The sequence below is a fragment of the Streptomyces sp. NPDC039609 genome (assembly GCF_055596705.1).
In genome coordinates this window covers 256,541-281,251 of the sequence record NZ_JBVIUJ010000003.1, presented here as the reverse complement: position 1 = coordinate 281,251, position 24,711 = coordinate 256,541, and the positions used below count along the sequence as shown (strand labels likewise).

17 protein-coding genes are annotated in these 24,711 nt (G+C 69.6%); 6 read left to right on the top strand and 11 right to left on the bottom strand.

The window, feature by feature from the left end:
* Window positions 1-14: 14 nt before the first annotated feature.
* The 8 genes from ACZ561_RS10410 to ACZ561_RS10375 all read right to left on the bottom strand — a co-directional run bounded on the left by ACZ561_RS10410 (window position 15) and on the right by ACZ561_RS10375 (window position 10,074).
* Window positions 15-1,790, bottom strand: coding sequence for a cation:proton antiporter (locus ACZ561_RS10410; RefSeq protein WP_470992020.1), 1,776 nt, complete (start codon window positions 1,788-1,790; stop codon window positions 15-17).
* 56 nt (window positions 1,791-1,846) lie between these two features.
* Complete coding sequence (locus tag ACZ561_RS10405) at window positions 1,847-2,905, bottom strand: cytochrome d ubiquinol oxidase subunit II (RefSeq protein ID WP_470992018.1); 1,059 nt, start codon at window positions 2,903-2,905, stop codon at window positions 1,847-1,849.
* A complete protein-coding gene (locus tag ACZ561_RS10400; RefSeq protein ID WP_470992016.1) occupies window positions 2,902-4,380 on the bottom strand; it encodes a cytochrome ubiquinol oxidase subunit I in 1,479 nt (492 codons plus the stop codon). Before ACZ561_RS10400 ends, ACZ561_RS10405 begins: the two co-directional genes overlap by 4 nt.
* A gap of 36 nt (window positions 4,381-4,416) precedes the next feature.
* Entirely contained in the window at window positions 4,417-5,259 is an 843-nt protein-coding gene (locus ACZ561_RS10395) for an SDR family oxidoreductase (protein ID WP_470992014.1), read from the bottom strand.
* Window positions 5,260-5,421: 162 nt separating this feature from the next.
* Window positions 5,422-7,026 (bottom strand): GMC oxidoreductase, encoded by a 1,605-nt coding sequence (locus ACZ561_RS10390; protein WP_470992011.1) that lies wholly within the window; start codon window positions 7,024-7,026, stop codon window positions 5,422-5,424.
* Window positions 7,027-7,174: 148 nt separating this feature from the next.
* A complete protein-coding gene (locus tag ACZ561_RS10385; RefSeq protein ID WP_470992008.1) occupies window positions 7,175-8,092 on the bottom strand; it encodes a cyclase family protein in 918 nt (305 codons plus the stop codon).
* A 32-nt stretch (window positions 8,093-8,124) separates the two neighbouring features.
* Window positions 8,125-9,642, bottom strand: coding sequence for a gluconokinase, GntK/IdnK-type (locus ACZ561_RS10380; protein WP_470992005.1), 1,518 nt, complete (start codon window positions 9,640-9,642; stop codon window positions 8,125-8,127).
* An 18-nt stretch (window positions 9,643-9,660) separates the two neighbouring features.
* Window positions 9,661-10,074 (bottom strand): DUF7144 family membrane protein, encoded by a 414-nt coding sequence (locus tag ACZ561_RS10375; RefSeq protein WP_470992002.1) that lies wholly within the window; start codon window positions 10,072-10,074, stop codon window positions 9,661-9,663.
* Between the two features lie 317 nt (window positions 10,075-10,391).
* Between ACZ561_RS10375 and ACZ561_RS10370 the strand changes: the two genes are divergently transcribed.
* Together ACZ561_RS10370 and ACZ561_RS10365 are read left to right on the top strand one after the other, a co-directional pair.
* Window positions 10,392-14,126: a S8 family serine peptidase gene (locus ACZ561_RS10370; protein WP_470992000.1), complete on the top strand. Its 3,735-nt coding sequence runs from the start codon at window positions 10,392-10,394 to the stop codon at window positions 14,124-14,126.
* Window positions 14,127-14,263: 137 nt separating this feature from the next.
* Complete coding sequence (locus ACZ561_RS10365) at window positions 14,264-15,262, top strand: TrmB family transcriptional regulator (protein WP_470991997.1); 999 nt, start codon at window positions 14,264-14,266, stop codon at window positions 15,260-15,262.
* Between the two features lie 26 nt (window positions 15,263-15,288).
* Here the strand turns inward: ACZ561_RS10365 and ACZ561_RS10360 are convergent, their stop codons facing one another.
* Window positions 15,289-15,654, bottom strand: a complete 366-nt coding sequence (locus tag ACZ561_RS10360) for a hypothetical protein (RefSeq protein ID WP_470991994.1) — start codon at window positions 15,652-15,654, stop codon at window positions 15,289-15,291.
* Window positions 15,655-16,320: 666 nt separating this feature from the next.
* Here ACZ561_RS10360 and ACZ561_RS10355 point away from each other — a divergent pair.
* From ACZ561_RS10355 to ACZ561_RS10345, 3 genes are all read left to right on the top strand, one after another.
* The gene (locus ACZ561_RS10355; protein WP_470991992.1) at window positions 16,321-16,734 is read left to right on the top strand and encodes a VOC family protein; all 414 of its coding nucleotides are present in this window, start codon (window positions 16,321-16,323) and stop codon (window positions 16,732-16,734) included.
* Between the two features lie 458 nt (window positions 16,735-17,192).
* Window positions 17,193-19,364, top strand: coding sequence for a SpoIIE family protein phosphatase (locus ACZ561_RS10350; protein ID WP_470991990.1), 2,172 nt, complete (start codon window positions 17,193-17,195; stop codon window positions 19,362-19,364).
* Window positions 19,365-19,641: 277 nt separating this feature from the next.
* Entirely contained in the window at window positions 19,642-21,141 is a 1,500-nt protein-coding gene (locus ACZ561_RS10345; RefSeq protein ID WP_470991989.1) for a DHA2 family efflux MFS transporter permease subunit, read from the top strand.
* Between the two features lie 236 nt (window positions 21,142-21,377).
* Here the strand turns inward: ACZ561_RS10345 and ACZ561_RS10340 are convergent, their stop codons facing one another.
* On the bottom strand, window positions 21,378-21,755 hold the full coding sequence (locus ACZ561_RS10340) for an FKBP-type peptidyl-prolyl cis-trans isomerase (RefSeq protein WP_470991986.1): 378 nt from the start codon (window positions 21,753-21,755) through the stop codon (window positions 21,378-21,380).
* 415 nt (window positions 21,756-22,170) lie between these two features.
* Complete coding sequence (locus ACZ561_RS10335; protein WP_470991984.1) at window positions 22,171-24,132, bottom strand: sulfatase-like hydrolase/transferase; 1,962 nt, start codon at window positions 24,130-24,132, stop codon at window positions 22,171-22,173.
* Between the two features lie 116 nt (window positions 24,133-24,248).
* On the opposite strand from ACZ561_RS10335, the gene ACZ561_RS10330 reads away from it, so the two are divergent.
* Window positions 24,249-24,668 (top strand): SRPBCC family protein, encoded by a 420-nt coding sequence (locus ACZ561_RS10330; protein ID WP_470991981.1) that lies wholly within the window; start codon window positions 24,249-24,251, stop codon window positions 24,666-24,668.
* Window positions 24,669-24,711: the final 43 nt, after the last annotated feature.

Below are 24,711 nucleotides of genomic sequence, written 5' to 3'. Positions count from 1 at the left end.
GCGACGTCCGGGGTTCACTGTCCGGCGGTGGCCGGGGCGGAACCCAGGAGAACGACGGTGTCACCCTCCTGGGGGACGGCCTCCTGCCTCTCGGTGACCGGGTCCAGCCGTTGGTCGGCCCGCACCACGAAGAGAGTCTCGTGCTCCGGCGGCAACGGGGCGGAGGCGGGCTGTACCACGAACCGGGCGCCCCGCTCGTATCGCTCTGCCAGGACGTGACGGACGAGGGAAGGGCCGAAGAGGATGTCGCCGCCGGTGTACGGAGCGACCACTCCATGGCTGTCGTGCGGTGGTCCGACCCGGTAGACGGGCCCCTCGACGTTGTCCTGCATCACGACCGAGGCGAGCGCGTTGAAGTCGTCGTCGTCGGTGGCCAGGAACACGGCCGTCACTCCCTCCAGCCGCGCCCCGGGGTTGATGGCCGTGGCCAGCAGATCACCCTTGGCCAGGTCGATCCCCGTCTCCTTGATCCGTTCCCGCTCCTCGTCGAGTCCCGCCCACATCAGCACGTCCAGTCCCGCGGCGCGCAGAGCTCGTCCCAGGTCGACCACCCACGGCTCCCCGCCCACCAGGAGGATGCGTTTGCCCGCAGGTTTGACGACGCCCAGCCGTCTGGCCATGGGCGCCGCCGTCAGCGAGTAGAGCAGAACCGTTCCCACGATCACCAGAAACGTGACGGGAAGGATCCTCGCTGCCCCGCTCACCCCCTTGTCGACCAGGCTGGCGGAGAAGGTCGATGCCGTGGCCGCCGCGACGATGCCGCGGGGGTCCATCCAGCCGATGAACGCCCGCTCCCCTCGGGCGAGACCCGAGCGCGCCGTCGCGGCGTAAGCCACCACCGGCCGCACCACCAGGACGAGGATCGCGATGAGGGCGAGCGCGGGAAGAAGCACCGGCACCAAGGACGCCGGGGTGACGGTGGAGGAGATGGAGACGAACAGCAGCCCGATGATCAGCTGGACCAGGGTCTCGAAGAAGGGACGCCGAGCGGGCATGTCGAAGCCGCGGATGTTGGCGACGGCCAGTCCCACGACGATCGCGGCGATGAGACCCGTGTCGTCCCGCACGATGTCGCAGCCCGCCGACACGGCGATCACGGCGGCGAGTTGGGCGAGCGTGCCGAGGGTCTCGCCGAGCCGGAGTGTCCGCAGGGTGAACCAGAGCAGTGCTGTTCCCACGGCCCCGCCGACCAGCCCGACGGCCAGGCTGATCGCGAACTGGCCCAGTTGGTAACCCCGGCCGATGTCGACCTTGTGCGTCGTGGCGATGGCGTGGAAGGCGAGCGCACCGAGGATGCCGCCGATCGGGTCGGTCAGCGTCCCCTCCCAGATCAGGATGCGCCGCACCTTGTCCGTCGGCCGCACGAAGTCGAGCAGCGGACCCACGACGGTGGGGCCCGAGACGACGAGGATCACGCCGAGCATCGATGCCACCCGGAGGGGCATGTCGAACATCGCAGGTGACACCGCTGCCGTGACCAGGAACGTCAGCAGCACGCCGTACACCAGGAGTCGTCCCACGATGCCCCGGGTGTGGCCCTTGAGCTTGCGCAGGTCGAGCCCCAGACCTGCGTCGTAGAGGATCACCGAGACGGACAGCGACACCAGGGCGGAGAAGGCAGGCCCCAGCAACTTGTCCGGATGGATGACATCCGTGATCGCGCCGGCGGCGAACCCGACCGGAAGCAGGATGATCAGGGCCGGGAGGCGCAGCTTGCTCGCCAGGATCTGCGAGCCGGTGGCGAGCACCACCGTCAGGGCGAGTCCGAGAAGGATCTCGTCGTCGGTCACAGCGGCTTCCTTCGTCGGAGTCCGGGCGCGAGGGGGATGTCGAGCGGGCCGGGCGGTCAGCCGCCGGGAGGCGCACCCTCACCGTCCGCGCCGCTCCCTCTGCGCAGCTCGGCCTCGGTGAGCTCCTCCAGCTCACCGTGGGTGTCCAGCCAGTAGAGGAGGGCGACGGCCGGCATGACGAGCACCAGGGCCACCAGGGTGACGACCGCCAGCCACGTCAGCGTGGCGGGTGCGCCCGCGGCGTCGGCCACCGTCAGCGACGTGGGGATCAGGTAGGGGCGCTGGGCCATGCCCCAGGAGATGACGGCGGAGGCGACGACCCCCACCGCCGTGACGCGCACCCAGGCGCTCGGCGTCCGCAGGAGCAGCCAGGCCGTCATGAGCGCGGCCACCCCGGCCACGACGACGAAGAGCAGCCCCAGGCCGTGCGTGAGTCCGCGCCACACGTGTGGGGAGTCCTCATGGGTGACGAACCCGGTGATCACGGCCAGGACGGTGAGCACGGCGAGAGCACTCAGCGCCCGCAGCCGGAAGTAGCCGACCAGATCGGGCGCGTCGAACCGACGGGCGTCCGCCGTGAGGAACACCGCGCCGAGGAAGGCCGTGGTCGCGATGGCGACCAGCCCGAACATCAGAGAGGTGGGGTTGGCCCAGGCGTCCACCGAGGCCTCGGTACCGGGCGCCGCCCTCCCCGAAGCGACTCCGCCGACGGCGGCACCGAGGAAGAACGGCGTGACGACCGAGGCCACGGCGAACATGGCACCGTACAGCCGTCGGCCGACGAGCCGCCGGGAGGGCTTGCGGAACGCGAAGCCGGCGCCGCGCAGGACCAGGCCCACGGCGGCCAGTGCCAGCGGGAGCCACATCGCGGAGAACACGGTCTGGAACAGGGTGGGGAAGCCGGTCCACATGATGATGAGGACGAAGATCAGCCAGACGTTGTTGACCTCCCACACGGGGGCCATGGCGTGGTCGATGAGCCATCGGGGCCGCTTTCCGCGTTCCGCGCCCCCGGCGGTCAGATCCCAGAAGCCGGCCCCGTAGTCCGTGCCGCCCCCGCAGGCGTACGCGGCCACGGCGAGGAGGAGTACCACGGCGATGAGGTCGGCGGTCATGGGCGGCCGTCCTCGGCCCGGGCGGCTCCGCCGCCGGCGGGGGTGTCGCCCGCGGGGACGGTCTCCCGTGGCCCGTAGGGGGTGTCCGCCTCCGGCGCGTGGACCGCACCTCCCGCGGCCCGTTGCTCGTCGGCGAGCCGCCAGCGCGTGCGCATCTTGAGCAGGATGACGAGGAACGAGCCGAAGAGGAACACGTACACCGCCATCACCACGCCCAGCATGATCCACAGGGTGGTGGAGCGGGTCGAGGTCACGGCCTCGGCGACCCGCATGTTCTGGTAGACGATCCAGGGCTGGCGTCCCACCTCGGTGGCGATCCAACCGCACTCGACGGCCACGACGGAGGCGACGCCCGCGCAGGCCGCCGAGCGGTAGAACCACTTCGACGCGGGAAGCCGGCGGTGCCGCAGCCAGACCAGTCCGTACCAGAGGGCGAGCAGCACCAGTACGGAGCCGATCACGACCATGAGGTCGAAGGCCCAGTGGGCGATGGTCGCCTGAGTGGCCGTGGGGCGCTGGTCCGCCGGGACGGAGGTCAGTCCCACCACCTTGGTGTTCGGACTGAACCCGGCCAGGACGGAGTCGAGCAGCGGGATCTTGATGCCGCCCGAGACGGTCCCGTCCTCGTGCAGGCGTCCGAAGAGGTACTCCGGTACGCGGGTGTCGGTCTCCCAGACGATCTCCAGCGCGGCGAACTTCACCGGCTGCTTGTGGAACACCGACCGGGCGATGGAGTCGCCCAGGACGAACTGCACCGGAGCGGCCACGGCCGCGATGGTGAAGGGAACGGCGAAACCGAGCCGGTGGTAGTGGTCCCGGCGGCCGCGCAGCCAGCCCATGGCGTAGACCCCGGACACCATGAAGCCCGCGGTGAGCACCATCGCCACGACGAAGTGCCAGTACTGCGGTCCGAACATCGGTGTGAAGATCGCTTTCCAGACGTTCACGTCGACCGGGTTGCCCTCGGAGTCCAGAGAGAAGCCCTGCGGTGTGTTCATCCAGGAGTTGGCCGCCAGGATGCCGAACGCCCCGAGGAGCGCGGTGGCCGGGAGGGGCAGCCCGAGCAGGAAGTGCGTACGGGGCTTCAGCCGCCGCCATCCGTACAGATAGATGGCGATGAGGACGGCCTCCAGGAAGAACGCCCAGGCCTCGACACCGAATCCGATGCCGAAGACATCACCCCACCTGCCCATGAGCCCCGGCCAGAGCAGGCCGAACTCGAAGGAGAGCACCGTGCCGGTGACGATACCGAGCGCGAACTGCACCGCCATGACGGCCGACCAGCGCCGCGCCAGGAGCAGCGCCGTGGCGTCCTTGCGGCGCAGCCCCCGGTAGTGCATGACCAGGGTGATGAAGGGGAAGGCCACGCCCAGGGGAACCAGGATGATGTGGGACGCCAGGGTGAAGGCCATGAGTTCCCGGGCGGGCAGGAGTTGGGCCGGGGCATCCGTCAGCAGATGAAACGAGGTGGACATACACGCCTTCGCTGTTCGTGACCGTCCGGGAGCGGATCAGCCGCCGGTGGCGAAGCCCGGGAAGAGGGTCATCCCGCCGTCGACGTACAGGGTGGTTCCCACCACGTAGTCCATGAGGTCGGAGGCGAGTGCGACCACGGCGTGGGCGATGTCCTCGGGGTCCCCGATCCGGTCGTACGGGATGAGCCTCAGGAGGTCCTCCCGGGCCTCGGGTGTCTCCCAGGCGTCGCGGTTGATCGGCGTCTTGATCGCCCCAGGGGCGACCGCGTTCACCCGGATCTTCTCCGGTGCGAGCTCCTGGGCCAGGGTCTGCATCATCATCTGCACACCGCCCTTGGAGGACGCGTAGTTGACGTGGCCCGACCAAGGGATGATCTGGTGCACCGAACTCATACAGATGATCTTCCCGGCCGAGCGGGACACCTCGGGGACCACGCCGCGGCGCCGGAATTCCTTGACCGCTTCCCGGGCGCACAGGAACTGACCGGTGAGATTGACGTCGATGACCTTCTGCCACTGGGCGAGGGTCATGTCGGTGAGTCGGGCGTCCCGCTGCAGTCCCGCGTTGGCGACCAGGACGTCGATGGTCCCGAACTCCTTGACCATCCGGTCCATCATGGCCGTGACCTGGTCCTCCTGGGACACGTCCGCCTCGTAGGCCGCCGCGCGCACCCCGAAGGAGGTGATCTCCTCGACCACTTCCTCGGCAGCCTCACGGCCCGCCACGTAGTTCACGACCACGTCGGCGCCGGCTCGCCCCAGGCCGATGGCCGTGGCCTTGCCGATGCCCGAATTGGCTCCGGTGACCAGTGCCTTCTGGCCTCGCAGCAGATGTGTGGGGATCACGCTCTGCGGTGCTTCCTCCATGGTGGAACCCATGACGCCCTGCCTCCTCGCTGCGTGGCAGTGTCCCGCGGGCTGTTGCCGGGGCGGGCACGGAGGTCACGCAATCACCGGCCGAGGTGGTCGGCATGCAGAGAGAACGGCCGTTGAGCCGTTGGGCCGAACATCTTCGTCCGATCGGTCCAGCGGGCGCCGGTCTCAGCCCAGCCGCTCCAGGAGGTGGTCGCCGACCCGCAGGGCATTGGCGATGGCCGTCAAGGACGGGTTGACCGCGCCGATGCTCGGGAAGAAGCTCGTGTCGACGACGTAAAGGTTGTCGAGCTCGTGGGCCTTGCAGTCGACGTCCAGGGCGGAGGTGGCGGGGTCGGTGCCGAAGCGCACGGTGCCCGCCTGGTGCGCGGTCGCACCGATCGGCATGCCCTTGTGCAGATAGATGCTGTGGGACAGCAGGTGGTGCTCGTGCATGCCCAAGTGGCCGAGCATTCCCTGAAGCTTGTGCCTCAGCCGCTTCAGGCCTTCGACGTTGTTCTTCTCGTCGAGAGCGAGGTGGATGCGGCCGTCGCCGTCGAGGGTGACCCGGTTGTCGGCAAGCGGCAGGTCCTCACCGCACAACCAGAAGTCGACGGCGTGATGCGCCAGCACCTCGAACGGCATGTCCGGTGCGACCGCGCCGGCCCACCGCGGGGCCTCGCCGTGGATCTGCTCGGCGTCCGACTTGCCCAGCATCTGGATGCCGCCCAGCGGGAAGTCCCAGTCGTCCGCACGGAGGTACCAGTCGTGCAGGGCCAGGGTCTTCTGGAACTGGGTGTCGTTGGGTTCCTTCGACACCGCCATCAGCGCCAGGTTGTTGTGCCGCATGTAGAAGCGCCCGACCACGTCGGAGCTGTTCGCCAGCCCGTTGGGATGGTGCTCGTTCGCCGAGGCCAGCAGCAGCGCCGCGGAGTTGACCGCCCCACAGGACACGACCACCACATCCGCCGTGTACCGGACCTCCGAGCCGTCCGGCAGCCGGCCGACGACCGCGCTGACACTGCGTCCACGCGCATCGGTCTCCAAGCGGACCACCTGCGTGTTCGTGACCATCTCGACGTTGGGATGCCGCAGAGCCGGCTCCACGCAGATCACCTCGGCGTCGGACTTGCCGCGTACCAGACACGGAAAGCCGTCCACCCGGTTGCATCGGATGCAGACACTGGAGTGGGTGGCCCGCCCGCCCTTCTCCTGGCTGAGATTGACGCCGATCGGCAGGTGGAAGGGGTGCAGACCACGCTTCTCGAGGTCGTCGCTCAACTGCTGGATGCGCGGCTCGTGCTCCACGGGTGGATGGGCGTACTGGGCGCTCACCGGACCCTCGCCGGGATCCTCGCCGTGCCGTCCGTGCACGAGGTACAGGTGCTCGGCCTGCGTGTAGTACGGCTCCAGATCCTCGTACCGGATCGGCCAGGCGGGAGAGAGGCCGCCGTGATGGCGGAGCTCGCCGAAGTCCTCGGGCCGCAGCCGGAACAGGGCGGCGCCGTAGAACTTCGTGTTTCCGCCGACGTAGTAGTTGACCTCGGGCGGGAACTCGTCGCCGTTCTTGTCCAGCCAGAACTCCGGGGCCCGGTACTTGCCCTTGACGAACACGGCCGTCGAGTCCCAGTTGTCCCGCTCACGCGGCAGGTAGTCGCCGCGTTCGACGAGCAGTACCCGCTTGCCGGACGGGGCGAGCCGATGGGCGAGAGTGCCGCCGCCGGCGCCCGTACCGATGATGATGACGTCATAGTGGGGAGCGTCGCCCACGGCGACCACCGTCCTTGCGCTCATGGTCCTGCCCTGGCGCCAGGGCCTGTCGCTCCGCGCCACGCAGACCCTTTGTCCCCACCCGGACGGCGGAGACCCTGCGTTCCCCACCTCGACGAACGTAGCCGCCCTCCCGGCGAACGGCGACCCGAGGGCACTGGCCGTACCCGGCTCACAGCACCGCGATCGGGTTGACCGGCGAGCCAGTGGCTCCGGGCAGCCGTAGGGGGGCCACCACACACAGGAAGCTCCAGCGTCCTGCCAGCGCGCAGACCGGAACCAGGTCCTCGAACTGCAGGTAGTCCATCAGATGGATGCCGAGGGCGTGGACGGCGAGGACATGTACCGGGAAGGCGAGGTCCTCCACGGCGCTGGGTGCGGTGTCGTTGTTGCCGTCCCCACCCAGGACCGCCACCTTCCGCTCGGCCAGGAACTCCACGGCGGCCGGGTGGAGGCCGGTCCGAGCCTCCGCCGCGTTCCACGCTCCCAGTTCCGTACGGCGGAGGCGGTGCCCCACTCGGACGAACAGCAGGTCGCCCGGGCCGACGCGAACCCCCTGCGCGGCCTCGGCCGCCGTCAGATCGTCCGAGGTCACACTGTCGCCCGGTTCCAGCCAGCGCACGCCACGCAGCCGGGGGATGTCCAGCAGCACGCCCCGACCGACGATGCCGTCGGCCGCCAGGCCCACGGAGAGCGCGCGGGCCCCCTCGGGCGTCACACTGCTCGCCGACACCCCTCCGTACAACTCCCCGTCGAACACCACGTGGCACAGGGCGTCGAGATGGCTGTCCGCGTCCCCGTGCACGTTCATGGCGAAGCGGTCGGTGGCGAAGCGCAGCCCGTCCGCGCCGAGTTCACCCGGGGCGGGTCCGGTCATCCGGTGCCTGGCCGGCTCGGGGTCGTCGGGGCCCGGTACGGTCTCGATCGGAGCGGCCAGCGACACCGTACGTCCGAGGCGGACTTCCCCGACGGCTGCCAGCACACGCTCGGGCGTCGCATGGCGCAGGGCGCCGGGCCGACCGTCCGGGGCCGACCGGGGCACACTGCGCCGCAGTCGCTCGTAGAGCACGCGGAAGTCGTGCGCGCTCATGCCGGGTACGACCGGAGGCCGCGGGGTCGGGGTCACGGCGACCCCCATGGGCTGAGACCCCACCGGAGCACGTGTGTCGCGCCCGGCTCGAGGACCGTGAGATCCGTACCGGTGCGAAACGCGTCCGGCGGACAGGACATGGCCTCCACGGCGACACCGCGCCGCCGTCGTTCCGGTTCGGCCAGTGTGTCGCCCGTGTAGACCTGTACGCACCGGGTGCCGTCGCCGAGCCACAGATCGACGCCCCGCAGCCCGGACGGATCCGCCAGGCGTACGACGGCCCGGCCGTCGGGGCTGCGGTCGAGTCCGGTGAAGGCCGTGTCCAGCCGCAGATCGCCGATCGGGCGGGCGGCGCGGAAGTCGTACGCGGTCCCGTCGACGGACTCCTGGCCGATCGGCAGCCCCTGGTCGTCGGTACGGAGTACGTACCGGGCGGGAACGGTCAGCAGCGCGGTGTCGACGAAGTCGGTCCCGATGGTCAGATAGGGGTGCTGGCCGACTCCGTAGGGTGCCGGACCCGTGCCGGCGTTGGTGGCGAAGACGGCGGTCTCGAGCCCGGCGGGGCCGAGCCGGTACTCCGCGCAGACGTCGAGGAGGAAGGGATATCCGGGCTGAGGGCAGAGCGTCGTGCCGACCCGGAGCGCGTCGTCGGTACGGGCCAGCAGTCTCCACAGGGACCAGCGAAGCAGCCCATGGATCGCGCTGTCCTTCTCCGGTTCGGTCAGGGGAAGTTGGTACTCCCGGCCGCCGAAGCGGTAGTGTCCGCCGCCCACGCGGTTCGGCCAGGGAATGAGCAGCTGCCCCCGCCCGCCCGTGATGGCGGACTCGGCGGAGAACCCGTCGAGGAGCGCTCGGCCGTTCACGACGTAGGCGCCCAGGGCGCCGCCCAGCTGGGCGACCACGGCGCTCTGTCCGTCGCGGGTCAACCGCCACTGCGTGCCCGTGGGGCTGGGGGTCATCGAAGGCTCCTCATGGACGACGGCTCGTTCCGTGACGGATCCAGCCGACAGCCCCCCGGAGGCGGATTCCCGGCGCAGGAGCGAGAGAACCGCCGTGACGATCGCCTCCGGAGTCTGGTCGATCTCCACCACCAGCGGGTGTTCGTCGGGCCCCGGCTCCTGCAGGTCCGCGAGCTGGCTGTCCAAGAGGTCCGCCGGAAAGAAGTGACCGTGCCGGGCGGCCAGCCGGGAGCGAAGGAGATCACGCGATCCGTGCAGGTAGACGAGACGGGCTTGGGGGCGCCCCGCCAGCAGCCTGTCCCGGTAGTCGCGCTTGAGAGCGGAGCAGGTCATGACGGCCGGGCGACCGGCCGCGATCTCACGGTCCATCCATGCGCCGATGGCTTCGAGCCAGGGCCCCCGGTCGCTGTCCGTCAGGGCATGACCGGCGGCCATCTTGGCGCGGTCGGCCTCGGAGTGGAACTCGTCCGCGTCCCGGTACGCCCAGCCCAGTCGCTCGGCCAGTAGACGCCCCACCGTCGACTTGCCCGACCCGGCGACGCCGGCGACGAGCACTATCCGCGGCAGCGACTCTGGCGCTGTTTCGGCCACGGGCGCCGGTCCCGGCCGTCAGTCCTTCATCGGCCGTGGAGCGACGCACAACCCCCAGATGACGAGGGCGTCGATGGCGATGAGCAACAGCGCCCACCACGGCGTGTAGGGAAGCCACATGAAGTTGGCGATCATGCTGAGGCCCGCCAGCCCCACGCCGACGATCCTGGCCCACGTGGCGCCTGTGAACAGGGCGGCGCCGGTGAGCGCGATGAGGATGCCCAGGATGAGGTGGATCCAGCCCCAGCCGGTGAGGTTGAGTTCGTAGACGTAGTTACGAGTGACCAGGAAGACGTCGTCCTTGGCGATGGCAGAAATGCCTCCGAGCAGCGTCATGATGCCGCTGAAGATCATGATGACGGCGGCGAACACCAGCCAACCGCTGCTGTGCATGTTCTCTCGCCGACCGGGTGAGCTCGCGTGGGTCGTCATGCCAGGCTCCTCCATGTCGTCCTACCGGTCCGCCGAGGCGTCTCCGTCCGGTGGACCGCATACATCCAATCTGACCCCCGTCGTCCCCCGGGCGCACGTCGGCAGGGAGAGAAGACCGGTGTCGCCGCGACCTCAAGCGCCGCTGGAAGGGCCACCTCCGCATGTCAGCGGCAAGGGATGGCGCACGACGACTCCCACCGGGGTCGTCGTGTTCCGTCCGGAATCCCACCCTTCACCGCTGACAAGCCTTTGCCATGGCGAGGACTTGCCGTCGTGAGGCCTTCACGACGGCGTTCACCGGTCGATAGACCCATGGCATGGACTCCCCCTCTCATGCTTCCGCCTTCCGGCGCAGGCGCTGGCGGCTGCTCTCGGCAGCCACCGCTGTGCCCCTGCTGGCGTCGGGCCTCGCGGTGCTGCAGGCACCCGCACAAGCCGCTCCGAGCAAGCCCACCGTTCCCGCCAAGTCCTCGGCGACCCACAAGGTCACCCTGGTCACCGGCGACGTCGTCACGGTCACCACAACGGCCGACGGCAAGCAGATCGCCGACGTCGACCGGCCGGACAGTGCCGTCGGCGGCGTGAAGTTCCAGGAGGTCAAAGGTGACTTGTTCGTCATCCCGGACGAGGCTGCGCCACTGCTGGGGACGGACAGGCTGGACCGGCGGCTGTTCAACGTCACCGACCTGATCGAGATGGGGTACGACGACGCGAAGTCGGCCGCAGTGCCGCTGATCGCGACGTATGCCGGGCCGAAGTCCCGCGCGGCGGCCGAGCCGACGGCTCCCCGCGGCAGCAAGCTGACCCGCAAGCTCAAGGGCATTCGAGGTGCGGTGCTCAGCACGGAGAAGCGGCAGGCCCGTACCTTCTGGACCTCCGTCGCCCCGCAGGGCAGCGCCACGTTGGGCGAGGGTGTCGAAAAGCTGTGGCTCGACGGTCGCGTGAAGGCCAGTCTCAAGGAGAGCGTGCCGCTGATCGGCGCGCCCGAGGCCTGGGCGGCCGGGTACAACGGCAAGGGCGTCAAGGTCGCGGTGCTCGACACCGGCATCGACGCGAACCATCCCGACTTCGCGGGTCTGATCGACGGCACGGCGAGCTTCGTGCCTGGCGAGGCCATCACCGACGTCAACGGGCACGGCACACATGTGGCCGGCACGATCGTCGGTTCGGGCGCTGCCTCCGGAGGGGACGGCAAGGGCGTCGCACCCGGCGCCGACCTGTATGTCGGCAAGGTGCTCGGCGGCGCGGAGGGCTCCGGCCAGGACTCCTGGGTCATCGCCGGCATGCAGTGGGCCGCCGAGTCCGGTGCGGACGTCGTCAACATGAGCCTCGGCGATTCCTACCCCACGGACGGCAGCGACCCGATGTCGCAGACGGTCGACGCGCTCTCCGCCCAGTACGGCACGCTGTTCGTCATAGCCGCCGGCAACTCGGGCCCGGAGAGCATCTCCGCCCCGGGTGCGGCCGCCTCTGCGCTGACCGTGGCCGCCACGGACAAGCAGGACCGGCTCGCGTCCTTCTCCAGCACCGGCCCGCTGGCCCACTCCGGCGGCATGAAACCGGACATCGCGGCGCCGGGCGTGGACATCACCGCGGCCCGCTCGCAGGAGATGACCGGCGGTGGTGAGGGCTTCTACCGCACCATCAGCGGCACCTCGATGGCCACCCCGCATGTGGCCGGCGCGGCGGCGATCCTGGCCCAGCAGCACCCGGACTGGACCGGCGCTCAGCTCAAGGAACACCTGATGAGCACCGCGAAGGGCCTGGACGGCGGATACTCGCCGTACGAGGTCGGCACCGGCCGCCTCGACGTCGCCGCCGCCGTGCGCAGCACGGTCCGCGGCACAGGATCGCTCTTCTTGGGCAACTACACATGGCCGCACGAGCCGAGCGACGGCGCCGTCACCAAGGACCTGACCTTCACCAACACCGGTTCCGCCGCCGTCACGCTCAACCTCGCGCTGACCGACGACAGCGGCCCGTTCACCCTGGGAGCCACTACGGTCACGGTCCCGGCGCGCGGTACCGCCGCCGTGCCGGTGACCGGCGACCCCCGAGCCGCCTCGGCCGGGCGGCACGCCGGCCACGTGGTAGCCACCGACAATGCCACCGGGCAGCCGGTGACCCGCACATCCGTGGCGCTGCTCAAGGAGGAGGAGCGGTACGACCTGAACATCAAGCTGCTCGACCGGAGCGGCAAGCCCGCCACCGGCTGGGTCACGATCAACCTGGCCGGCGACTTCTGGCCGTGGCAGGTCTACGTCCACGGCTCGACCACCATGCGCATGGCACCCGGCCACTACACCGTCGCGGCCTACCTCGACGTGGCCGGCGAGAAGGCGGACCGATCGGGTCTGGCCGTGCTCGTCGACCCGGAGACCGTGCTCAAGGACGGCGCCGCGGACGTGGTGCTCGACGCGAGCAAGGCACGACTGTTGCAGACCGAGGCGCCACAGCGCACCGAGGACCGCCAGCGCAAGGTCGATTTCAACGTCCACTACAAGGGCCTCGACCCGTTCATGGACTATCGCAGCGCGTACGTGCTGCCGCCGACGTACGACGACGTCTACGTCGCGCCGACGGAGCCCATGAAGCAGGGCGAGTTCATGCTGACGACCCGCTGGCGCAAGGGCGAGCCGCAACTCAGCCTGAGCACACTGGGCGGCCGGCTCCGGTTCGAGGCGCAGGTGCAGGCAGGCAGCGCCCTGGGCACCGTCACGGACACGTTGGGCGCCGTCTACGCGGGCAACGGCGCGGCAGCCGCGTACGAGAAGGTCAAGGCCAAGGGCAAGATCGTCGTCATCGAGCGCAGCGGCGAGGTCTCGCCCCAGGAACGCACCGAGGCCGCGGTCGTTGCCGGTGCGAAGGCGCTGATCGTGGTCAACGACGGTGTCGGTGCCCTGATGGAGTACGTCGGCGAGTCGGCCATCCCGGTGGCCACCGTGCACCGCGACGCGGGCAAGGCCCTCATCGCGACGGCCAAGGCCGGCATCTTCAAGCTGACCGTGAAGCAGACCGAGTACACGCCGTTCGTCTACGACCTCACCCGGGAGTACCCCGGCCAGGTTCCGGACCGGGCCCTGGTCTACAAGCCGACCCAGGGTGACCTCGCCCGGATCGATGCCCGCTACTACTCGGCCACGGTCGGCCGGGCGGCGGAGGGGTACCGGTCCGACTTCACGCTCAGCCCGTCGTTCAACTTCCCCGAGGGCGAGTGGCACCCGGGCACCCGCACCGAGTGGGTGACCCCGGGCCAGGTCTGGAGGGAATTCCACGCGCAGGGCGTCGACGGAACCCTGCCGTGGGTGATGGTTTCGGGCGACAATACGTACACCAAGGGCAGCACCACCCGGCTGGACTGGTTCGCTCCGGCGACCCGGCCCGGCCAGAGCGAGTCCTTCGGCGTGTACAACTCCCGCTGGCAGAACCACATGACCTGGAATGTGCAGGCGTGGGCCTCAGCCGACGACACCATGCGGTTGGGTGGTTTCCTGCCGTGGGGTGAGACGCCGACCCACCTGCAGGTCTTCCAGGGCGACACGCTGATCCACGACAACCCGTCCAGCACGGACATGCAGTGGGTGGAGGTGCCGGCGGGCAACCTGCCCTACCGCGCCGTCCTCGACGCCGAGCGGCCCGGTGATCTCTTCCGGCTGTCGACGCGCACTCATACCGAGTGGACGTTCATGTCCGACACCGTCGACTCGGAGTTCTTCGAGCCGTTCTCGGTGCTGAACCTGGACTACAAGCTGGAGTCGGACCTGCACGGCGACGTCAAGGCCAACGCGACCCAGGAGATCGCGCTCAAGCCGGTGTCGATGGGCCTCGGCTCCCTGCCGGGCACCGTCACCACCGTGAAGCTGGACGTCTCGTACGACGACGGCGCGACCTGGCAAAAGGTGGCCGTGACCAAGGGTGTCGACGGCTATTGGACGGGTTCGTTCAGGACGGCCAAGAAGCCCGGCGGCTTCATCTCGGTCCGCGCGAGTGCCGAGACGGACAGCGGCTTCAGCGTCAAGAACGAGATCACCCGGGCGTACGGCCTGCGATGAACAGCACTGTCGGGCCCCGGGGAGGCGACTCCCCGGGGCCCTTCCCCTCGCACCCGCTCCCACCAGGGACTATTCAAGGTATGCCGCCGTGGCGCATACTCTCCCCGCTGCGGCAAGCGGAAGAGAGTCGGTCGCCGATGTTGGATGTTCTGGGCCTCGAACCCGATGACGAGCGTGTCTACCGGGCGCTGCTCGGACGGCCGAACTCCACCGCGATCCTCCTCTCCGACCAGGTCGTCCTCCCGCATGCCCACATCGACGAGGCCTTGTCCCGTCTGGTCCAGTGGGGCCTGGTGACGAGGTCGGCGGACGACCGGTTCACCGCCGCGCCGCCGGCGATGGCGCTCGGCGCTCTCATCAGTCAGCGCCGGGACGGGCTGCGTATGGCCGAGCACGCCCTGGTGACATTCGCCGAGGAACACCGCGCGGCGATGACCGGGAACAGCATCAACGACCTGATCGAGGTCGTCACGGGTGTCGACGCCATCCGTCATCGCTTCCTCCAGGTGCAGCAAGCGGCACGTACTGAGGTCCGATCCTTCATCACCGCACCGTTCGTCGCCCTGCCGCCCGACGAGAACACGGCCGAACCCGTGGCCATCGGCCGCGGCGTGCGGTTCCGGGCGGTGCTGGACCGGGCCGTGCTGGCAGAGCCGGGCATCATCGACGACGCGATCGATTCCTTGCGGAAGGGCGTGCAACTCCGTGTCGCCGACCAGCTGCCGATGAAGCTCGTGCTGGCCGACGCCGACCTCGGTCTTGTCCCGCTCGCAGTCACACCGGACGGGGAGCCCGGCGCCGTGCTGCTGCACCGCAGCGGTCTGCTGGACGCGCTGGACGCTCTGTTCGAGACGGTATGGCACACCGCCCATCCGCTCGCGCTGTCGGCCACGGTCGGGGAATCCGAATCCACCGTCGAGGTCGGTCCGCAAGGCCTGACCGAGCTCGACCGCAGGATCCTCGCGCTGCTCCTGGCCGGCCTGACGGACCTGACGGCCGCGACACAACTCGGTCTGTCACCGCGCACGCTGCATCGGCGCCTGCGTCGTCTCATGGACATGGCCGGCGTCCAGACCAGGATGCAGCTGGGCGCCTGCGCGGTGCGCAACGGCTGGGCGGAGCCCCTTAGAACGTGACCGGCAAGCGACGGCGTCGCCCCGATTCAGCCGCCGGTCCGAGGAGCGGTGTCGCCGACCGAGGCCCCACCCGACCTTGCTTCCGCGTACACCCCGCGCGATGCGGAGCGCCGCCGATTCCACCCGCCGGCGCCCACCGCGAGCCCCGCCGCGCTGTACGCCGCCGTCACGGCGCCCACCCCGGCGACCGGACCCGCGAGGTAGGCGACGGCGCCGGCGAGGGCTACGCCGGACCATTCGCAACGGCCGTCGCGCGCCACCAGCGCGACGAGTAGCAGGGCGTACCAGGAGTAGCCGGGGGTCAGGAGCAGGAAAGCCGTCCCCGCGGTCACCAGCGCACCCTGCCAGGGGCGTTCGGGATCTCCGCGCAGGACGACGAGGACCGACGCCACGCCACGGCAAGAGCGAGCAGGGCGGCGGGCGGCGCCCAGGCATCGGGGAGCACCCACCGCAGCAGGGCGTACCGGCTGCCCGCGCCGGCGTCGCCGTACCCCTCCTCAGCAGGGCGTACCGGCTGCCCGCGCCGGCGACGCCGTACCCCTCCTCCTCGGCGTAGCCGCCCAAGAGACCGGGCAGAGGACGGGGCCGCGCCCGCACGCATCAGCACGAGTCGGTGACCACGACCTGGCGAGCCGGACCACTGTCCCGCAGCATCCAGGTCGTCGAGGTCAGGGCGGTCCCTCCTCGGCACGGACGCCTCCGTGGTGGACGGTGCCGCCCGCGTGCCGTAACTCGATGTGCCCCAGCCGGCCGTCCTTCTCCTTGACCGAACGCAGGGGATGCCGATCATCCCAGGGTTCGTCTGCGAGTTCGAATCCTGGAGCGCCGGGCCGGGCCGGGGTGGAGGGGGACTTCGCTGTGTGCCAGTCGCAGTACGGTCCGCCTGGGCAGCCCGGCTCCGGTGGGCCGTCCGTGTCGTGGCGGCGAGACCTTCGCTCGGGTTGGGTCGAACGCCGTTTGCGGACCGGACGGGCGACCGGAACTCGCGGCTCGTCCAATTTCAACCGTTACGACCCTATTATGCCCGTGCCCATCTCATTGTCCTGAAGGAGCATCTCGTGGCATCTCGTCTCAACCCGTACATCAGCTTCTCCGGCGACGCGCGGCAGGCCATGGAGTTCTACAAGAGTGTCCTGGGCGGCGATCTCAGGCTCAGCGGTTACGGCGAGTTCGGCTCCGAAGTGCCGCCCGGATACGACGACAAGATCATGCACGGCATGCTCGAGACCTCCGGCGGGTTGACTCTGATGGGTGCCGACGTGCCGCCAGGCATGGAGCACAAGGCCGGGACCAACATCGCCGTGAGCCTGAGCGGCGACGACGCGGACGAGCTCAGGGGCTACTGGGAGAAGCTCGCCGCCGAAGGCACCGTCTCCGTACCTCTGGAGAAGCAGATGTGGGGTGACGTGTTCGGTATGTGCACGGACAGGTTCGGCATCACATGGATGGTCAACATCAGTGAGCAGGCCTGATCCGGACAAGGGCGACCGCGCGCCGGCGGCGTGCCGACGGCCCGGGGCGGTCCGCGTGTCGTGTGCGCGCCCCCGCCGTGTCCCGGGGTTCGTACACCTGCCCGTTGGTCGTGCGACGGTTTTGGTGACGGCAGGACCGTCGCCGCCGTCCGCGCCCCGAATCGGTGAGAGCGGAAGACTCGGCCGCCCCGCCGCCCATGGGTGCGGTCGAGCGCGTGGTGCGTCACCCGCTGTGCGAGCCGGACGATCCCGCGCTGCCACCGGCCGTCCGGGAGACGCCCTGAGCCGATTTCCGTGCTGCGATTCACCGAAGAGACGAGAGGTTGAGAGCCCGGACGTGATCCGGGGAGTGGCTGGACGACCCCGGGCTCGATGGGCTTGACCGGCCGGTGAGCCATCCCGCCACTCCATCGCCGTGGCAGGCGGTCGGGTGGCCGGGTGAGCGTTGTCGGCGTTGCATGGAAGTCGGCGCAGTCCACCGTCTCGTCGAATGGGCGTTCACAGTGGTTGGTGAGGAACATCCGGACACCCGGTCCGCCCTCGAGGGGCTGGGGGACGCCGTACTGGACGCGCTGTTCTCCCAGTCGCCCGTGGGCCTGCACGTGTACGACCGGGAGCTGCGTCTGGTGCGGGTGAATACGGCCGCTCGGCTGATGCGGGAGTTCCCGGTCGACCGGTTGCTCGGCCGCTCGCTGCCGGAGATCCTGAGGTCCTTCGACATCACCGACCCGGCAGGCGTGGAGCGGGCGGCTCGGCGGGTACTGGAAACCGGCAGGCCTGAGCTCGATCTGACCATCCGTGTCCGTGACCGACGTGACCCTGCGATCGAGGCGGTCGCCTCGGCGTCCGCCTTCCGCCTGCAGCGGGCCGACGGCACCGTGCTGGGGCTGGCCGCCGCGCTGACCGACGTCACCGCCCGGTGGCGGGCGGAAGCGGAGGTGCGACTGCTGAACGAAGCGGCCGCACGGATCGGTACCACGCTCGACGTCTTTCGTACGGCGGCAGAGTTCTGCGAGGTCGCCTGCCCGGCCCTGGCCGACACGGTGACCGTCGACGTCTACGACGAGGTCCTGCGCGGCAGGGCTCCGACCGCGGACGCTCTCGATCGGAATCCCACCGTTCGAAGGGCCGGGTACCGCTCGGTCGCCGGACCGGACCATCAGGGCGTCCCCGTGGTCGGAGAGGTCGACGTATACCCACCCGGCACGCCCCACCGCACGGTTCTGGACACCTTGGCCCCCAAGCTCCTCCGACGACTGCGCCCGGACGCCCGCTGGCTCGACCCCGCACGCCGGCGTGATGCCCGGATCCTGAGCGCGGGGGCGCACTCGATGCTGTTGGTTCCGATCCGAGCGCGGGGTGGGGTGCTCGGCTTGGCCTGCTTCTACCGGTGGCGCAACCCCACCCCGTTCGACCACCGGGATCTGGCACTCGCGCGGCAGCTCACCGCGCATGCGGGCCAATGCCTGGACAACGCCCGCCTCTACGGGCGTGAGCGCTCGGCGGCCCGCATCCTGTCCGGCGGTTTCGCCCACGTTCAGGCATCTGTCGACACGGCCGTCGAACTCGCCCACACCCATCTGCCGGCCGGCACAGGTGGTGGCTGGTTCGACGCCATCCCTCTTTCCGGATCCCGGGTCGCCGTCGTCGCCGGGGACACCACGTCCGGGACATCGGGGCCGGCGGCGATGAGCGAGGTTCGCGCGGCGATCGAGGTGCTGGCCGACCTGGACATGCCGCCGGACGAGATCCTCCAACGCCTCCACGACCTCGCGAGTCGCCCCAGCACCCTCTCGGACGCGGCCGGATCCGACATCGGTGACGCAGCGCCGGCGACCTGCCTCTGTCTCGTCTACGACCCCGTCTCCCGCCTGTGCACCGCGGCGAGTGCGGGACACCCTCCACCGGTCCTGGTGCATCCGGGCGGAGACGTCGAACTGCTCGATGTCGCGACAGGGCCTCCGCTGGGCCGAGGTCTCGCGCACTACGCGCTCACCGAGCGCGCCCTGCCCGAGGGCAGCACGTTGCTGATCTACAACTTCGAGCTGCTGACCGGCTCCGTCGGTGGTGCCGGCCAATCGTTGCTGAGCCTGCTGAGCGACCTGTTCGCCGTACCGCGGACCAGTCTTCAAGCCGCATGCGACACGTGTGCGGAGGCCCTCGCGCCCCAACAGCCCCCTCGCGACGCCTACCTGTTGCTTGCCCGCACGCGGACCTTGGACGACTCCCGGACGAAGGCCTGGACGTTTCCCAACACCCCGGAGAGCGTTGGGCGGGCCCGCGAGCGAGCCGTGAACCAACTCGCGGAGTGGGGACTGGCCCAGGAGGTCGTCGACGACACCGCACTCGTGGTCAGCGAGCTGGTCACCAACTCCGTACGCTACGCGGAGGGGCCGATCCGGCTGCGTCTCATCCGCGACAGTTCGCTCGTGTGCGAGGTCACCGACGACAGCAGCGCCAGCCCCCACCTGCGGCGCGCCCTGGACACGGACGAGAACGGCCGGGGCCTGTTCATCACCGCCCAGCTCACCCAGCGCTGGGGCGTGAGACCCTCTGGGCGAGGCAAGACGCTCTGGGCCGAACGAATCCTCACAACGGCTCCGGCTTCCGGACACGCTACCGAGGCCTGACCGTCAGGATCCGTAGACCACCGAAGCGTCGAGGACAGCGTGGCGGAAGGAAGCGGTCCAGGTGCCGGCGGGACGCGTGCGTCTGCTGCCGGCGGCGTGGATCTCGGCACCGGGCTGCTCCGGAAGCCATGCCTCGGCCGTACCGGGTCCGAAAAAAGGTTTGAGGTTGGGCGGCGGTACCGGCAGGATCGGGGAGTACCGATGAGTTCTTCCCGGCGCCCCGGTCTGTCGGTGTGGCTTGCCACGTGCGGAGGACATTCAGATGACGGAAGGCGCCATGCTCGCACCACACGAAACGCCCACCCTCTCGCCGGCCCGCGTCACCGCGGTGCTGCGGATTCTCGTGCTCTCCACGTTCGTCGTCCTGCTGAACGAGACGATCATGGTCAACGCGATCCCGCGGCTCATGCGCGAGTTCGAGGTCAGTGCGGCAGCCGCAGGGTGGCTGTCCACGGCATTCATGCTCACCATGGCCGTCGTCATCCCGGTGACGGGATGGTTCCTCCAACGCGTGACGACTCGGACCGCCTTCGGCCTGGCCATGGCACTGTTCCTCGCCGGCACGGCTCTGGCCGCGGCCGCGCCCGCCTTCCCCGTGCTGCTGGCCGCCCGTGTGATCCAGGCCAGCGGTACCGCCGTCATGATGCCGCTGCTCATGACGACGCTGATGACCCTCGTGCCCCCGCACGACCGCGGCCGTGTCATGGGCAACATCACCCTCGTCATCTCCGTCGCACCCGCCCTCGGCCCTGCGGTCTCCGGTGTGCTGCTGCAGCTGGGGACGTGGCGCCTGCTGTTCCTGGCGGTGCTTCCCATCGCCGGAGCCATGGCCCTGTTCGGTCGGCGCAAACTGGTCAACATCGGCGAGCCGCAGGCCGGCCCGATCGACTGGTTGTCCGTCCCTCTGGCGGCAGCGGGCTTCGGCGCCCTGGTCTACGGCCTGAGCGAGCTCGGTGCCGGGAACGCGGCCCACGCCCCCGTGCCTCCGGCGGCCACGGCCCTGGCCGGCGCCGTGCTGGTGGGCCTGTTCGTATGGCGACAGCTGGCACTGCAGCGCTCGTCCACCCCGCTGCTGGACCTGCGTGCGCTGACATTCCGTCACTTCTCCGTGGCACTCGCCCTGATGTGCCTGTCCTTCATGGCGCTCATGGGCGCGTTCATCCTGCTGCCGATGTATCTGCAGGAGGTGTGCGGCCTGACCTCACTGCAGACCGGGCTGCTCCTCATCCCCGGCGGCCTGACCATGGGCCTGCTCGGACCGCAGGTCGGCAAGCTCTACGACCGGCTCGGCGCACCGCGCCTGGTCGTACCCGGAGCCGTACTCACAGCGCTCTGCCTCGCGCTGTTCGCCTTCACGGGTGAACAGACCTCGCCGTGGCTGGTGCTCGCCCTGCACGTGGCCCTGAGTGCCGGCATGGCGTTCGTCTTCACCCCCGTCTTCACCTCCGGCCTGTCCGTACTGCCGCCGCACCTCTACCCCCACGGCTCCGCCATCCTGGGCTCGCTCCAACAGGTCGCGGCCGGCGCCGGCACCGCCCTGGTCATCAGTGTCATGTCGGGACACGCAGCCTCGGCAGCAGCCGATGGCGCCGATCCCACAGGCGCCCTGGCCGCGGGCATCCGGTGGGGATTCGGCATCGGCGCCGTGCTCGGCACTCTGGCCGTGCTGGTCGCGCTGCTGGTGCGCACCCCGCCCGCTCCGCAACAGCCTGCTGCGCCGGAGACCCAGGACGAGGACGGCACCGCGACGGACAAAACCGTCCACACGCCCACCTAGCGGTCTGGAGTTCTCGGTGAAGGGGTGTCGGCGTGATCGACGTCGGCACCCGGGGCCGGCACAGCCAGGTCGGAGCCCCGATCGGTCACCGCGAGGTGGGCCAGGGGCGCGGTGTGGCCGGGGTTTCGGCGGTGATCCTGGGGCCGGGTCCTGCGGATCCGAGCCCACGCGTGAGGCCGACCAGGTGCTGTCCGGCCTTCGTGCGAACGGAGAGGCCGGGCAGCAGACGGTCTTCCTCAGACGACGGAGAGCAGGTCCACCACGAAGACGAGCGTGGAACCCGCCGGGATCAACGGCGAGGGGGACTGGTTGCCGTAGCCGAGGCGTGGGGGCACGATGATCTCGCGCCGACCACCGACCTTCATTCCCCTGACTCCCCGGTCCCAACCCTTGATGACCCTGCCGCCGCCCAGGGCGAACTTGAACGGCCGACCCCGGTCCCAAGAGGCGTCGAACTCCTTCCCGGACTCGAAGGTGACCCCGACGTAGTGAACCTGGACAACCCTGCCCGGCTTCGCCTCGGGCCCGTCCCCGACGACGAGGTCCCGGATGGTCAGCTCGGGGGGAGCGTCACCCTCCGGAAGGTCGATCTCGGGCTTCGTCGGTTCACTCATTTCCTGCCGCCTCATTTCTCTCCGCCGGAAGCCCTCGTACGGACGAACCGGGCGCATGGTGACTCCCATGCGGTAGACGATGAGGCTACCGAGAACGCTGATCGACCGAAGTGCGGCAAACCCGACGGAGCGCGGCGCTCGGTGTGACTGGAGTGCTTCGTCCTCGGTACAGCCAAGACGAGGCCCGGTTGACCGGTTGACCGAAGCGCAGTCGGAGCGAGTCGGGGACAGCCGGTGAGGGGCAGGTCCGTGCCCGCTGCGGTCGGTGGACGTGGCGCAAGGTGAGGGCACGCGGCTGGCGGCTCCCTCGGCCACGGATGCAGGCGGGAGGCGACCACGACTCCCCGTCGGGTGCTGCGAGGCGCGACGAACCCGCAGATCTCCGCGACCGTGGATGGGCTTGGGCAACCTCCGTCTACTGCCGGGCCATGTGCATGCGCATCTCACTGTCCGCATCGACGATGAGTTCGCCCGACAGGTCGATGGTCACCGTGTGGATCGTGCCGCTGAAACGGAACGGTGCCTGATAGTCGGGTGTGACCGGCTGGCCGGGATTGGCGCCGCATGTCAGGCCGCCGGGGTTGAACATGATGGGAGTGGTCACCGGGAAGTCCGCCTCTCCCACCAGGCGCCGATCGATGTAGAGCTGGGCGCGCCCCGGTGTGCCCTTGCCGGCGGCGAGGTCGGGCTTGCCCGTCGGTTCGAACTCGAAGCGCAGCTCGTGGCGGCCTGTCGGCACCGGGTCCGTCGAGGTCACCGTGTAGAAGCCTCGCCGCAGGTAGTTGTGCACATACGTCAGCTTGCCGTCCTTGATGTAGAAGCTCCAGCCGCCGGCCATCGAGCCCTGGCTCATCAGGACGCCTTCGGCGCCGTCGCCGGGGATCTCCGCGTCGGCGGTGATGCTGTGCGGACGGTTGAGCACCCTGGGGGCGACGGAGGGCGGCAGGGACTGGGTGCCGGGCCGGAAGGTGTAGCTGGTCCGTGCTTTGGCGATCGTCGGCCGTTCGACGGTCATCCGCGCGAGGGCGCTGCCGTCGATGGGCAGCACGCCGTACTTGCCGGCCTCGACGTACCACAGGGAGATCAGCTCGATGGTCTTGTCGTGGTGGTCGGCGGCGACGTCACGCGTCTCCGCGAAGTGGTCCTCGTCGATGTGGTACAGCTCCCAGGAGTGGGCATCCAGTTCCGAGAGGGTCTCCGAACCGATGGGTGTGCCGAACGGCTGGCGTGCCTCGGTGAAGGACGGGCCGGGCCAGGGGCATACGGCGCGCCATCCGTCGTGATCGATGGCACGGTGTCCGAGCATCTCGAAGTACTGGGTGCGGTGGCGCGTCGGTGCGGCCGGGTCGTCGAAGGTGTGGGCGAAGCTGACACCGTGCAGGGGGGATTGGGTGACGCCCTTGATGGTGTCGGGCGGTTCGATCCCGAGGACGTCCAGCACCGTGGGGACGATGTCCACGAGGTGTGCGTACTGGGTGCGTACCTCACCTCGCGACGTGATGCCGAGGGGCCAGTGGACGAGGAACGGGTCGCTGGCGCCGCCGCGGTAGGTCTCCCTCTTCCAGCGACGGAACGGGGTGTTGCCCGCCCATGTCCAGCCCCACGGGTAGTGGTTGAACATGGTCGGGCCGCCCAGCTCGTCGATCCCCTTGATGCTGTCCTCGAGCGGCTCGGGAGCGTTGTTGAAGAACTGCGCCTCGTTGGTGGTGCCGGTGACGCCGCCCTCCGCGCTGGCTCCGTTGTCGGAGACGACCATGATCAGTGTGTTGTCGAATTCACCGGTCTCCTGGAGGAAGTCCAGCAGCCGTCCGATCTGGTGGTCGGTGTGGGAGAGGAATCCGGCGTAGACCTCCATCATGCGGGCGGCGAGACGTCGGGCGTCCGGGGACAGGGAGCTCCATTCCGGAACGTCCGGGTCATGGCGCGAGAGCACCGCGTCCGAGGGGACCACGCCGAGCCTCTTCTGGTTGGCGAACGTCACCTCGCGGTAGGCGTCCCAGCCGTCGTCGAACCGGCCCCGGTAGCGGTCGGCCCACTCCCGAGGTACGTGGTGCGGCGCGTGGGTGGCACCGGGGCAGAAGTGGAGGAAGAACGGCTTGTCCGGAGCGACCTGCTTGGCGTCGGAGATGAAGAGCATCGCCTTGTCCACCAGGTCCGGGGTGAGGTGGTAGCCCTGTTCCGGCGAGCCGGGGGGCTCGACCTGATGGTTGTCGTACACGAGCTCCGGATACCACTGGTTCGTGTCGCCGCCGAGGAATCCGTAGAAGCGCTCGAAGCCGCGTGCATTTCCGGTGCGAGACGGGTGGCCATGGAGGGGCGGCTCGAGCGTGAAGCCGCAGACTCCGCCATATTCCCACCACGGCAGGGCCTCCCGCATGCGTAGCCCCCCTTAAAGCCCTCACCTGATTCGGAAGAGCATCGGCCATGGCCCCGCACTGGTATCCGCTCGTCGAGCGTGGAGACGCTTTCCTGGAGTCCGCGCCTTTTCGATACGTGCATTCTGTGGAGATCACGGCTCCTCCCGCGCGGATCTGGGAGGTCCTGACCGGCGACGCATGGGTCCGCTGGGTACCGGGTTTCACCGGCCTGCGCTGGGTTTCTTCGCGCCCTTTCGGCGTCGGTGCGGTACGCGAGGTCACGGTGCTGCGCGTGCTCTCCGCCCGTGAGCGGTTCTTCCGCTGGGACGAGGGACGGCGGTATACGTTCAGCACCTTCGCGGTCTCTCTGCCCGGCCTCCGCCACGCCGCAGAGGACTGGCTCATCGAGCCCGCACCCGCCGGCTTGCGCCTCACCTGGACGATGGCCATCGAGGCCCGCCCACCGGCCACCCCGCTGATGCGGGCGACCAGGCCGGTCATCAGGCTGGTGCAGCGGCGTGCCATGCGCGCCATCCAGATCCATGTCGGGAACTGATCCCGGACCTCGCCCTGGCCGGCACGCCACAGGCGGACTGAGT

Bases quoted from the DNA above. Each gene is read 5' to 3' on its own strand.
- ACZ561_RS10405 (WP_470992018.1), bottom strand. From the start codon at position 2,905: ATGACCGCCGACCTCATCGCCGTGGTACTCCTCCTCGCCGTGGCCGCG.
- ACZ561_RS10400 (WP_470992016.1), bottom strand. From the start codon at position 4,380: ATGTCCACCTCGTTTCATCTGCTGACGGATGCCCCGGCCCAACTCCTG.
- ACZ561_RS10395 (WP_470992014.1), bottom strand. From the start codon at position 5,259: ATGGGTTCCACCATGGAGGAAGCACCGCAGAGCGTGATCCCCACACAT.
- ACZ561_RS10390 (WP_470992011.1), bottom strand. From the start codon at position 7,026: ATGAGCGCAAGGACGGTGGTCGCCGTGGGCGACGCTCCCCACTATGAC.
- ACZ561_RS10385 (WP_470992008.1), bottom strand. From the start codon at position 8,092: ATGAGCGCGCACGACTTCCGCGTGCTCTACGAGCGACTGCGGCGCAGT.
- ACZ561_RS10375 (WP_470992002.1), bottom strand. From the start codon at position 10,074: ATGACGACCCACGCGAGCTCACCCGGTCGGCGAGAGAACATGCACAGC.
- ACZ561_RS10370 (WP_470992000.1), top strand. From the start codon at position 10,392: ATGGACTCCCCCTCTCATGCTTCCGCCTTCCGGCGCAGGCGCTGGCGG.
- ACZ561_RS10365 (WP_470991997.1), top strand. From the start codon at position 14,264: ATGTTGGATGTTCTGGGCCTCGAACCCGATGACGAGCGTGTCTACCGG.
- ACZ561_RS10350 (WP_470991990.1), top strand. From the start codon at position 17,193: ATGGAAGTCGGCGCAGTCCACCGTCTCGTCGAATGGGCGTTCACAGTG.
- ACZ561_RS10345 (WP_470991989.1), top strand. From the start codon at position 19,642: ATGCTCGCACCACACGAAACGCCCACCCTCTCGCCGGCCCGCGTCACC.
- ACZ561_RS10340 (WP_470991986.1), bottom strand. From the start codon at position 21,755: ATGAGTGAACCGACGAAGCCCGAGATCGACCTTCCGGAGGGTGACGCT.
- ACZ561_RS10335 (WP_470991984.1), bottom strand. From the start codon at position 24,132: ATGCGGGAGGCCCTGCCGTGGTGGGAATATGGCGGAGTCTGCGGCTTC.